Below are 11,498 nucleotides of genomic sequence, written 5' to 3' on the forward strand. Positions count from 1 at the left end.
GACAGTCCGGACAGTCCCCGCCGGGACGAACCGGAACCGCTTACTCAAGGATTAGGAACCATGACCAGCACCCTGCAGCCGGCGCCCGTGACGGAGGCGGTGAGGCGCCGTGGCCGCTGGCTCGCGCTCTGCGTGCTCGTCCTGGCCGTGCTGCTGGTGGCCGTCGACGCGACCGTACTCGGTCTCGCCACGCCCTTCATCAGCGAGGACCTGAGGCCCTCGGGCACCCAGCTGCTGTGGATCGGCGACGTCTACTCGTTCGTCATCGCCGGCCTGCTGGTCTCCATGGGCAGCCTCGGCGACCGCGTCGGCCGCAAGCGGATCCTGCTCGGCGGCGCCACGGCGTTCGGCGCGGTCTCCGTGCTCAACGCCTACGCGACGACACCGGAGCTGATGATCCTCGCCCGGGCGCTGCTCGGTGTCGCGGGCGCCACCCTGATGCCCGCCACCCTCGCCCTGATCCGCAACATCTTCCACGATCCGCGCGAGCGCAGCCTCGCCGTCGGCATCTGGGGCGCCACCGCCTCCGCGGGCACCGCCGTGGGCCCCATAGCCGGCGGATTCCTGCTGGAGCACTTCTGGTGGGGCTCGGTCTTCCTCATCAACCTGCCCGTGATGGCCGTGCTCGTGCTCGTCGGCGCGCGGCTGCTGCCGGAGTCGCGCAACCCGGACCCGGGCCCCTGGGACCTGGCGAGCGTCGTGCTGTCCCTGACCGGCGTGGTCGGTGTCGTCTACGCCGTGAAGGAGGCCGCCGCGCACGGCCCCACCTGGACGGCGTCGGCCACCGGCCTGCTCGGTGCGGCCGCGCTGTACGGGTTCGTGCACCGCCAGCTGACGCTGCCGAGGCCGCTGCTGGACGTCCGGCTGTTCCGCAACCGGGGCTTCGGCGGGGCGGTCCTCGCCGATCTGCTCACCGTCCTGGGCATGTCCGGGCTGGTGTTCTTCCTGTCGCAGTACCTGCAACTGGTGCAGGGCAGGCGGCCGTTCGAGGCAGGCCTGGCCGAACTCCCGGCGGCCGTGGGCGCGGTGGCGGCCGGACTCGTGGCGGGCAGGGCGGCCCGGCGCTTCTCGGTGCGGTCCGTGGTCTTCGGCGGCCTCGCCGGGGTGGGCCTCGCGCTGGCCGCGCTCACCACGCTCGACGCCTCCACCGGCTACCCGCTGCTGGGCGCCGCCCTGCTGGTGGTCGGCGTGGGGGCCGGCTTCTCCTTCACGGTGACCGCCGACGTGATCCTCTCCAGCGTCCCCAAGGACCAGGCGGGCGCCGCCTCGGCGGTCTCGGAGACGGCGTACGAACTCGGCGCGGCCCTCGGCATCGCGCTGCTCGGCTCGATCGTGACCGGCGTCTACCGCGGCTTCGCCGGGCCGCCCGGCACCCCCTCCGCCGCCCGCGAGTCACTGGGCGGCGCGGTGGAGACGGCGGCCGGCCTCCCGCCGCACACGGCGGACACCCTCCTGACCGCGGCCCGCGACGCCTTCGTCCACGGCCTCCACCTGGCCTCCGGCGCGGGAGCGGCCGTGCTCCTGGCCGCGGCGGCAGCGGCCTGGTTCCTGCTGAAGGACCAGCACCTGGAAGAAACGCACTGAACGCGGGCGTCCGCGTCCCAGGGGCGCGGGGAACCGCGCGACCAGCCCCCCCACCCGCACCCGCAGAAGAGCAGGCGCCCTACGGCGCGAGCGCGCCCGGCCGCCGGGGGCTCACGCCGCCTTGGCCTTGGTGGCGTACATGTCCACGTACTCCTGCCCGGACAGCCGCATGACCTCGGCCATCACCGAGTCGGTCACCGCCCGCAGCACGTACCGGTCCCGGTCCATTCCCTCGTACCGCGAGAACTCCATGGGCTCGCCGAAGCGGACGGTGACCCGTCCCGGCCGCGGCAGCCCCGAACCCCCCGGCTGGAGCTTGTCCGTGCCGATCATGGCGAACGGCACCACGGGCGCGCCGGTCATCAGGGTGAGCCGGGCGATGCCGGTGCGGCCGCGGTAGAGGCGGCCGTCGGGGGAGCGGGTGCCCTCCGGGTAGATCCCGAAGATCTTGTTCTCCTCCAGCACGCGGCGCCCGGTCATCAGCGCCGCCACACCGCCCCGGCCGCCGTCGCGGTCGACCGGGATCATGCCGACCCCGGTGAAGAACCAGGCCATCAGCCGGCCCTTGAAGCCCTTGCCGGTGACGTACTCGTCCTTGCCGATGAAGAAGACCTGACGGTCGCAGACCAGCGGCAGGATCATCGAGTCGATGAACGTCAGGTGGTTGCCGGCCAGGATGACGGGGCCTTCGCCGGGAATGCGCTCCGCGCCCTCCACCTGTGGGCGGAACATCAGGCGCATGATCGGTCCGAGCACTGCCTTGATGAGCGCGAAGCGGGACAACGGGCCCTCCGGTGTCAAGGGAATCGGTATGAGTCTGTGCAGGTGAGGACGATACTCGCGGCCCGGGGCCGATTGCACATCGGGCTCACCACGTCTTACGCACTGTTGACGTAGGTTTACCTGCGCGAAGGGCCCGTCGCACCCCGGTAACCCGCACGGAACGGTGTGACGCACCTCGCGCAGCCGCCCTCTCTGTCCGGGTTTCCCGCCGCGCGCCCGCCATGCACCCGTCCTGCCGACGCGGCGTCACCACCCAGGTCCCGTAGGCCATCCGGCGTCACCGCCGTGTTCGGCGCGCGGTCTCCCGGCCGTCATGCCCGCACACCTACGATCGGGCGCGCACGGACGACACGAGAGCAGGAGGCGCTCATGGGGACGCAGGAGTCGGACGAGCAAGGACGCCGGACCGGACGGGCGACCGGAGGGATCACCGGGCGGATCACCGGACGCCGCGCGCTGCTCGGCGCCGCCGCGCTCGGCGCGGGCGGCGCGGTGCTCGGACTGCCGGGCACGGCGGGCGCCGCGCAGGGCGGCCCGGCGCGGGACGGTGCGGCGCTCCGCGAGGCGGCCGGACGCGGCGGGGCGGGCCCGGTCGGCCGTCTGCCGAAGCCCGCGATCATCGGTCACCGGGGCGCCGCCGGCTACCGCCCGGAGCACACCTTCGGCTCCTACGAACTGGCCCTCGACCTCGGCGCCGACATCGTCGAGGCCGGGGACCTGGTGCCCACCCGGGACGGTCACCTCGTCTGCCGGCACGAGCCCGAGATCGGCGGCACCACGGACGTCGCCGACCACCCCGAGTTCGCCGGCCGCAGAACGACCAAGACCGTCGACGGGGTCCCCACCACCGGATGGTTCACCGAGGACTTCACCCTGGCCGAGCTCAAGCGGCTGCGCGCCGTCGAGCGCATCCCGGCCAACCGCCCGCACAACACCCTCTACAACGGGCGCTGGGAGATCCCCACCTTCGAAGAGGTCCTCAAGTGGCAGGACGAGCAGACCCGCAGGCGCGGCCGGCAGGTGATCGTCTACCCGGAGACCAAGCACCCGACGTACTTCCGCGGACTCGGGCTCGGCCTGGAGGAACGCGTCGCCGGGCTGCTGCGCCGGCACGGCAAGGACCGCCGGAACTCGCCGGTGATCCTCCAGTCCTTCGAACCGACCAGCATCCAGCGGCTGAACAGGCTGGTGGACAACCCGCTCGTCGTGCTGCTGTCGGGCGCCGGCACCCGCCCCTACGACTTCGTGGCCGGCGGCGACCCGCGCACGGTCGCCGACCTCATCACGCCCGAGGGCCTCGAGGAGATCGCCTCCTACGCCCAGGGCATCGGCCCGACCGTGGACCTCGTCATCCCCAAGGACGAGGACGGCAACCTCACCGAGCCCAGCAGCCTCGTCCGCGACGCCCACGCGGCGGGCCTGATCCTCCACCCGTACACGGTCCGCAACGAAAACCCCTTCCTGCCGCCGAAGTTCCGCAAGGGCACGGCCGCCGACGGCTACGGCGACGTCTTCGGCGTCTTCCAGGCGTACTTCGCCACCGGCATCGACGGCGTCTTCACGGACAACGCGGACACCGGGGTGCTCGCCCGCGAGGACTTCCTGCGCCGCTGAGCCGAAAAAGCGCGGTCCGGGCGGAACGTCACGGCGGCGGCCGTACCGTCAAGCGCCCGGCCGCCCGCTCCCGCTTGGGGGTGAACCTCCGGCCGCTCCGGCAACCCGCGCCGGGGCGGCCGCGTCGTGACGCATATGACGCACGACCTGCTCACCGCCCTGCGCCCGCTGCTGGCCGCCGAGGCAAGGGCGGAGGCACATGCCTGTGGAACCGAACCGGGGGACCTGGAACAGGCGGTCTGGCTGCGGCTGCTGGAGTTGCTGCGGGCCGACCGCCCGCCGCACGACCCGCAGAGCTGGCTGCGCAAGGCCGTCCGCTCGGAGGCCCGCCGCACCCGCCGCACCGCCGGCCTCGAACGCCCCTACGCCCTCGAACCCGCCGACGACCACGAACGCGGCCCCGAACACCTCGTCCTGACCGACGCCCGCCACCGCGCCCTGCGCGACGCGGTGCGGCGGCTGCCCGGCCGCTGCCCACGGCTGCTGGAGGCGCTGCTGTCGCCGAGGGACCTCACCTACCGGGAGATCGCTGGGGAGTTGGGTATCTCACAGGGCAGTCTCGGCCCGGAACGTTCCAGATGCCTGAGTTGTCTGCGACGACTGCTCGCACCGGAGGTTGCGGCCCACGAAGCGCGGGGATAGGAGTGAGGGACGACAGGTGATCAGGTGAGCGGGAGGCGTGCGCACATGGGCATGAGCGTGACCATCTCTGCGGCGACCGGGCAGGACGCGGAGCAGATCTTCAGGTTGCAGTACCTGTGCTTCCAGAGCGAGGCCGCGCTGTACGGCAACTACCGCATCGACCCCCTCGTCCAGAGCCTGGACTCCGTCCGCGAGGAAGTCGCGGAGGACTGCGTGTTCGTCGCCCGGCTCGGCGAGGAGGTCGTCGGCTCGGTCCGCGGCCACCTCGGCGAGGACGGCGCCGCTTCCATCGGCAAGCTCTGCGTCCACCCCCGCCTCCAGGGCCACGGCATCGGCGCGCGCCTGCTGCGCGCCGCCGAGGCCGCGCTCGCCGGGGAGCGCGGCGCCACCAGGTTCCGCCTGCACACGGGCCACCGCAGCGAGAGCGGCCTGCGCCTGTACCGGCGCGTGGGCTACGAGGCGGTCGGCACCTCGCAGGGCGCCGACGGCGTACCGATGATCGTGCTGGAGAAGCCGGCGGGGACGTACGCGGCTACGGCGTGACGGTGCGGGCCCTGCGCAGCCAGTACATCGCGGACAGCGGCAGCAGCACCGGGATGAAGACGTAGCCCATGCCGTAGTCCGACCACACGGTCGCGTCCGGGAACGCGGACGGCTCCACCAGCGTCCACGTGCCGACGATCAGCACGCCCGCGAGCTCGGCGGCGCAGCACACCAGCGCCGCCCTGCGGGCCTTCTCCCCGCCGCGCACCAGCGTGTACGTGATGAAGCCGTAGACCACGCCCGCCGCCGCCGACAGCGCGTAGGCGAGCGGGGCGCGGTCGAACTCGGTGGCGATCTGGTAGACGGAGCGCGACACCGCGCCGACGACCATCACGCCGTAGAACCAGACGAGCAGCATGCCCGGCCCGCCGATGAGCCGCGTCCTCGCTGGCTTGTCCTCCGTGGTGGCCATCTCACCCTCCCCAGATGTCGAAGAGCCGCACCTCGAGCACGGCCAGCACCACACCGCCGGCCGCGACCGTCACCGAACCCCAGCGGGTGCGCTCGGCCAGCGACATGAAGGCGGCCGCCGGGACGCACGCGAGGGCGCCCAGCAGATACGCCACGAAGATCGTCGTGCCCTGGTCCGGCTTCTCGCCCCGCGCCAGCGCCACGATCCCGATCACCAGCTGGACCAGGGCCAGCAGCGAGACCACGGCCATCCCGATGAAGTGCCAGTCCTTCGTCGGCTGGTCACGGTAGGCCGCCCAGCCGCACCAGGCGGCGAGCAGCAGCGCGGCGACGCCGGTCACCAGCGTCAGGGCATCAAGCATGCAGTGACCTTATTACGCCCCAAACACCCCGCCCCGCCCGGCCCCGGCGGGATACGGGACGCACGCCGTCCGCGTGGCGTCGGCCACAGCCGGACGGGGTCGGGCCCGGTGCCGCACGGGCCGGTGTCCACGTGTGTCCAGTATGCGGACAGTGATGTCCGGTCAGGACCGTCGGTCTGGTTTACTGACCGCATGACCACGACGAGCGACCGCATCCCTGCGACCGAGGCGACCATGACGCCCGGTGCTCGCCGCATGTGTCGAATGTGCGCCTTCTAGAGGGCCCCCGCACCACCTGAGCCTCGCGCCCCGAAGCGAGACGCCGTGGCACCCCGCGTGCGACGGCGTATGCCGCACGCGACCGACGCCACGCCTCCAAGGCGCACATGTTCCCCCGGTTCCCTCGCCCCCGGCGAGAGCCGTGTCGCGTCCCTGAACGAACGTCCCCCTGCCCGGGCACACCCACGCCCGCGCACTCGACAGTGACGGAAACCCACGTGATCACCACATCGGGCCTGACCAAGGTCTACCGCTCGCGCGGCCGCGAGGTCACCGCCCTCGACGGCGTCGACCTGCACGTCCGCGAAGGCGAGGTGTACGGCGTCATCGGCCAGTCCGGCGCCGGCAAGTCCTCGCTCATCCGCTGCGTCAACCTGCTGGAGCGCCCCACCGCCGGCACCGTGACCGTCGACGGCCAGGACCTCACCGCGCTCGCCGGGCGCGGCCCCCGCGCCGGCAAGGAACTGCGGCGGGCGCGCAGCCGGATCGGCATGGTCTTCCAGCACTTCAACCTGCTGTCCTCACGCACCGTCCAGGACAACGTCGAACTGCCCCTGGAGATCCTCGGCAAGTCGGGGAAGGAACGTTCCCGCAAGGCGCTCGCACTGCTCGACCTCGTCGGCCTCGCCGACAAGGCGGGCGCCTACCCCGCCCAGCTCTCCGGCGGCCAGAAGCAGCGCGTCGGCATCGCCCGCGCCCTGGCAGGCGACCCCAAGGTGCTGCTCTCCGACGAGGCCACCAGCGCCCTCGACCCGGAGACCACCCGCTCCATCCTCCAACTGCTGCGCGACCTGAACCGGCAGCTCGGCCTCACCGTCCTGCTCATCACACACGAGATGGACGTCGTGAAGTCGGTCTGCGACTCCGCCGCCCTCATGGAACGCGGCCGCGTCGTCGAGTCCGGCACCGTCGGCGAACTGCTCGCCACCCCCGGCTCGCAACTGGCCGCCGCGCTCTTCCCGGTGGGCGGCCTCGCCACCGGTGAGGACCGCACGGTCGTCGACGTCACCTTCCACGGCGAGAGCACCACCCAGCCCGTCGTCTCGCAGCTGGCCCGTACCTACAACATCGACATATCGATCCTCGGTGCCGCCATCGACACCGTCGGCGGCCTGCAGATCGGCCGCATGCGCATCGAACTGCCCGGCCGCTACGAGGAGAACGTCGTGCCCCTGGGCTTCCTGCGCGAACAGGGCCTGCGGATCGACGTCGTGAGCCAGGACGGCCCGCTGGTCAAGGAAGGTGCCAAGTGACCTGGTCCGAGATGCAGCCGCTGCTGTCCCAGGCCTGTTGGGACACCCTCTACATGGTCGGCTGGTCCACCCTGATCGCCGTCGCCGGCGGACTCCCGCTCGGCATCCTGCTGGTCCTCACCGACCGGGGCGGCCTGCTGCAGAACGTGCTCGCCAACAAGGTCCTCGGGCAGATCGTGAACATCGCCCGCTCGATGCCGTTCATCATCCTCATGGTGGCCCTCATGACCTTCACCCGCTGGGTCACCGGCACCACCATCGGCCGCGAGGCCGCCATCGTGCCGCTGGCCATCGGCGCCATCCCCTTCTTCGCGCGCCTGGTGGAGACCGCCGTGCGCGAGGTGGACGGCGGACTCGTCGAGGCCGTGCAGGCGATGGGCGGCAACACCTGGACCATCGTGCGCAAGGTCCTCGTACCCGAGTCGCTGCCCTCGCTGATCTCCAGCACCACGACCACGGTCGTCGCGCTCATCGGCTACACCGCGATGGCCGGCACCGTCGGCGCCGGCGGACTCGGCGACATCGCCATCCGCTACGGCTACCAGCGCTTCGAGACCCAGCTGATGTGGATCACCGTGGCGATCCTCGCCGTGGTCATCTCCCTCATCCAGTTCGCCGGCGACCTCGCGGCCCGCTCCCTGCACCGGCGCGGCGGCCGCTCCGGCCCCGCCCCCAGGCTCCGCCTGCTCAAGGCCAAGGAGCCCGCGCCGGACGAGGTGAGCCGGGCCGCCTGAGCCCGGCCGTCCCCGAAACGCCCCGTCCCCAGAACCCCCCGTCCACCCACGACGGGTCGCACCACCAAGGAAAGGCACTTTTCGTGCGTAACACCGCCAAGATCACCACCGCCGTCCTGGCCGCCGGAGCCCTCGCCTTCGGGCTCTCCGCCTGCGGCTCCGGCTCCTCCTCCGGCAGCGGCAAGGCCGGCGCCGACGCCACGCTGACGGTCGCCGCCACTCCCACCCCCCAGGGCGAGATCCTCACCTACGTGAAGGACAACCTGGCCAAGAAGGCCGGCCTCAAGCTGGAGGTCAAGGAGTTCACCGACTACGTGACCCCCAACACGGCCGTCCAGCAGGGCCAGGTCGACGCCAACTACTTCCAGCACAAGCCGTACCTCGACGACTTCAACAAGAAGAACGGCACCGACATCGTGCCCGTGCCCGGCGGCACCGTGCACCTGGAGCCGCTCGGCGTCTACTCCAAGAGCGTCAAGGAGCTCGCGGACCTCAAGCAGGGCGCCTCCGTCGCGCTGCCCAACGACACCACCAACGAGGCCCGTGCCCTGAAGCTCCTCGAGGCCAACGGCGTCATCAAGCTGAAGTCCGGCGCCGGGTACGACGCGACCCCCAAGGACGTCACCTCCAACCCCAAGAACCTCAAGTTCAAGGAGCTGGAGGCGGCCCAGCTGCCGCGCTCCCTCGGTGACGTCGACGCCGCGGTGATCAACGGCAACTACGCCCTGGAGGCCAAGCTCAGCCCCGCCAAGGACGCCATCGCCGCCGAGGCCGCGAAGGACAACCCGTACGCCAACTTCCTCGCCGTGAAGAAGGGCAACGAGAACGACCCGCGCGTGAAGAAGCTCGCCAAGCTGCTCACCTCGCCCGAGGTCAAGAAGTTCATCGAGGACAAGTACGACGGCGCGGTCGTCCCGGCGTTCTGATCCGCCGCCGCGGCCGCCCGCCGGCACGCACGGGGTCCGCACCGTCACCCGGTGCGGACCCCGTGGTGCGGTCCACTGGTTTCATGCTGCATGCTGGGCAGTTCAGCCAGGCACCGAAGGATCACCGAAGGTTACGGAGCGGCGCATGACGAGCACCTTCCCCAACATCTCCATCAGCACGGAGCGGTTGGTCCTGCGCCCCCTGGAGGAGTCGGACATCGAGGCCTTCGCCGAGATGATGAACGACGAACTGGTCACCGCCTGGACCTCCGTGCCCCAGCCCTACACCGAGGCCCACGCCCGCGACTGGATCACCCGACTCGCCCCCGCCGAACGCGCCGAGGGCCGCGGCATCGTCTTCGCCGTCGACGAGTTCCTCACCCAGCGCCTGGTCGGCACGGTCCATCTGCGCAAGACCGACTGGCGGGTGCGCTCCACCGAGATGGCCTACGTCATCGCCCCCTGGGCCCGCGGCGAGGGCTACGCCAGCGAGGCCGCCCTCGCCACCGCCCACTGGGTCTTCGACGACCGGAGGTTCGAGCGCCTGGAGCTGCGCACCGCCGCCGACAACACCGCCTCCCAGCAGGTCGCCCAGAAGATCGGCTGCATCAGCGAGGGAGTCCTGCGCGGCGCCTGGATAGCCCGGAGCAGAAACGAGCGCGGCGAGTGGGCCGACGTACGCACCGACCTCATCGTCTGGAGCCTGCTGCCCGAGGACCTCGAAGGTCTGGAGGACATGGACGAGCAGCGCTCCGGCGCCGGCGGCTTCACCTCGTACGCCGACTGGAACTGAAGGAAACCCCGGGCGACGCGACCGGGCCGGGCGCACTGCCCCGCCCCCGACCGGGTACCCTCACGGGGGCCCGCGCGGGCCGTCCCCGACGACCTGCGAGAACGCTCCCGTCAAACCCCCTGGAGACTGACGACGATGGCCGACCGGGTCACGGTGATCGGCTGGGACGGCTCGCCACTGACCGACGCGGCACGCGGCGCGCTCGGCGCCGCCACCCTCGTGGCCGGCGCCGCCCACCACCTGGCGCTGCCCGAGGTGCCTTCGGCCGCCGAGCGCATCCGCCTCGGCAGCGTCGCCCTCGCCGCCCGCCGGATCGCCGCCCACCGGGGCACCGCCGTGGTGTTCGCCGACGGCGACCCCGCCTTCTTCGGAGTCGTACGGACCCTGCGCGCGCCCGAGTTCGGTCTCGAGGTCGAGGTCGTGCCCGCCGTCTCCTCCGTGGCCGCCGCCTTCGCCCGCGCCGGAATGCCCTGGGACGACGCCCAAGTGGTCGTCGCACACAAGCGCACCCTGCGACGCGCGGTGAATGTATGCCGCGCCCACACCAAAGTGGCCGTACTCACCGCCCCCGGCGCCGGGCCCGCCGAACTCGGCCTGCTGCTGGAGGGCGTGCACCGCACCTTCGTCATCTGCGAGGAACTCGGCACCGAGCGCGAACAGGTCACCGTCGTCACCTCCGACAAGGCGGCCGACCACAGCTGGCGCGACCCGAACGTCGTCATCGTCATCGGCGGGCCGGCCGGCGCGGGCGAGGGCGGTGGCTGGATCGCCGGACGCGACCCGGCCGCCGGGCCGCGCGGCTGGACCCAGCCCGCCCAGGCCTACGGCGGCGGCCTCGGCGAGGGGGAGACGGATCTGCTCCGCGCCGCCCAACTCGCCCGCCTCGGACCGCGCGTCGGAGACCTCGTGTGGGACATCGGCTGCGGCAGCGGCGCCTTCGCCACCGAGGCCGCCCGCGGCGGCGCCGCCGTCATCGCCGTCGACCGCGACCCGGAGGCCTGCGCCCGCACCGAGTCGGCCGCCCGCCACTTCGGCGTCCAGTTGCAGGTCGTGCACGGCGACGCCCCGCACATCCTGGAGAACCTGCCCGAACCGGACGTCGTCCGGGTCGGCGGCGGGGGAGCGGCCGTGGTCTCCGCGGTCGCCGACCGCCGCCCCCAGCGCATCGTCGCCCACGCCGCCACCCGGGACGCCGCCGAACTCGTAGGCCGCGACCTCACCGAGCACGGGTACCAGGTCGAGTGCGCCCTGCTCCAGTCCGTCGAACTCGACACCCGGGCCTGGACGGAGACCGAGCGGAGCGTCGCGTTCCTGCTCAGCGGGGTCCTCCCCGACCGCGCCCCGTGATCGGATCGTCGTATCGCGCGCGGTAGGGTGGCCGATCGTCATACCGCTTCGGGTGATCCGGAACTTCGTTCGTCAATATCCGGAAAACCCACCCGTTTTGGGACGGGTGTGGTACGGCAGAACCGTCAGGACGCGCAACGTGGCGCAGTCCACAGCGGACCGTGGCGGATCACGCTGTCGCGGTGGCGCGACGACCGGGACAATGCCACTCAATGGCTTTGTCGCCT

The 11,498-nt window shown here is 72.0% G+C and carries 12 protein-coding genes; 9 read left to right on the plus strand and 3 right to left on the minus strand.

The features are described 5' to 3' along the window. Positions 1–60: 60 nt before the first annotated feature. Positions 61–1,584: an MFS transporter gene (locus tag IE217_RS26425; protein WP_190180463.1), complete on the plus strand. Its 1,524-nt coding sequence runs from the start codon at positions 61–63 to the stop codon at positions 1,582–1,584. 111 nt (positions 1,585–1,695) lie between these two features. Here IE217_RS26425 and IE217_RS26430 read toward each other — a convergent pair whose 3' ends face one another. Then, positions 1,696–2,385: a lysophospholipid acyltransferase family protein gene (locus IE217_RS26430; RefSeq protein ID WP_190180464.1), complete on the minus strand. Its 690-nt coding sequence runs from the start codon at positions 2,383–2,385 to the stop codon at positions 1,696–1,698. A gap of 351 nt (positions 2,386–2,736) precedes the next feature. Between IE217_RS26430 and IE217_RS26435 the strand changes: the two genes are divergently transcribed. The 3 genes from IE217_RS26435 to IE217_RS26445 all read left to right on the plus strand — a co-directional run bounded on the left by IE217_RS26435 (position 2,737) and on the right by IE217_RS26445 (position 5,166). Beyond that, positions 2,737–3,981 (plus strand): glycerophosphodiester phosphodiesterase, encoded by a 1,245-nt coding sequence (locus tag IE217_RS26435; protein WP_190180465.1) that lies wholly within the window; start codon positions 2,737–2,739, stop codon positions 3,979–3,981. A gap of 135 nt (positions 3,982–4,116) precedes the next feature. Further along, positions 4,117–4,623 carry an RNA polymerase sigma factor gene (locus tag IE217_RS26440; RefSeq protein ID WP_190180577.1) on the plus strand — a complete coding sequence of 169 codons (507 nt, stop codon included), beginning with the start codon at positions 4,117–4,119 and terminating at the stop codon, positions 4,621–4,623. Between the two features lie 45 nt (positions 4,624–4,668). Then, positions 4,669–5,166 carry a GNAT family N-acetyltransferase gene (locus IE217_RS26445; RefSeq protein WP_190180578.1) on the plus strand — a complete coding sequence of 166 codons (498 nt, stop codon included), beginning with the start codon at positions 4,669–4,671 and terminating at the stop codon, positions 5,164–5,166. Here the strand turns inward: IE217_RS26445 and IE217_RS26450 are convergent. Continuing rightward, the gene (locus IE217_RS26450; RefSeq protein WP_190180466.1) at positions 5,156–5,578 is read right to left on the minus strand and encodes a hypothetical protein; all 423 of its coding nucleotides are present in this window, start codon (positions 5,576–5,578) and stop codon (positions 5,156–5,158) included. The two genes, IE217_RS26445 and IE217_RS26450, sit on opposite strands and share 11 nt — an antisense overlap. A 1-nt stretch (position 5,579) precedes the next feature. Then, a complete protein-coding gene (locus IE217_RS26455; protein ID WP_190180467.1) occupies positions 5,580–5,939 on the minus strand; it encodes a hypothetical protein in 360 nt (119 codons plus the stop codon). A 497-nt stretch (positions 5,940–6,436) separates the two neighbouring features. On the opposite strand from IE217_RS26455, the gene IE217_RS26460 reads away from it, so the two are divergent. The 5 genes from IE217_RS26460 (at position 6,437) to cbiE (ending at position 11,271) form a co-directional block, all read left to right on the plus strand. Beyond that, complete coding sequence (locus tag IE217_RS26460) at positions 6,437–7,471, plus strand: methionine ABC transporter ATP-binding protein (protein WP_190180468.1); 1,035 nt, start codon at positions 6,437–6,439, stop codon at positions 7,469–7,471. After that, the gene (locus tag IE217_RS26465) at positions 7,468–8,205 is read left to right on the plus strand and encodes a methionine ABC transporter permease (RefSeq protein ID WP_190180469.1); all 738 of its coding nucleotides are present in this window, start codon (positions 7,468–7,470) and stop codon (positions 8,203–8,205) included. Before IE217_RS26460 ends, IE217_RS26465 begins: the two co-directional genes overlap by 4 nt. An 83-nt stretch (positions 8,206–8,288) precedes the next feature. After that, positions 8,289–9,131, plus strand: coding sequence for a MetQ/NlpA family ABC transporter substrate-binding protein (locus tag IE217_RS26470; protein WP_190180470.1), 843 nt, complete (start codon positions 8,289–8,291; stop codon positions 9,129–9,131). A gap of 145 nt (positions 9,132–9,276) precedes the next feature. Then, a complete protein-coding gene (locus IE217_RS26475; protein ID WP_190180471.1) occupies positions 9,277–9,924 on the plus strand; it encodes a GNAT family N-acetyltransferase in 648 nt (215 codons plus the stop codon). 135 nt (positions 9,925–10,059) lie between these two features. Next, positions 10,060–11,271, plus strand: a complete 1,212-nt coding sequence (cbiE, locus tag IE217_RS26480; RefSeq protein ID WP_190180472.1) for a precorrin-6y C5,15-methyltransferase (decarboxylating) subunit CbiE — start codon at positions 10,060–10,062, stop codon at positions 11,269–11,271. Positions 11,272–11,498 lie beyond the last annotated feature (227 nt).

Source organism: Streptomyces naganishii JCM 4654 (genome assembly GCF_014650575.1).
In the GTDB taxonomy this organism is placed as follows: Bacteria; Actinomycetota; Actinomycetes; order Streptomycetales; family Streptomycetaceae; genus Streptomyces; species Streptomyces naganishii.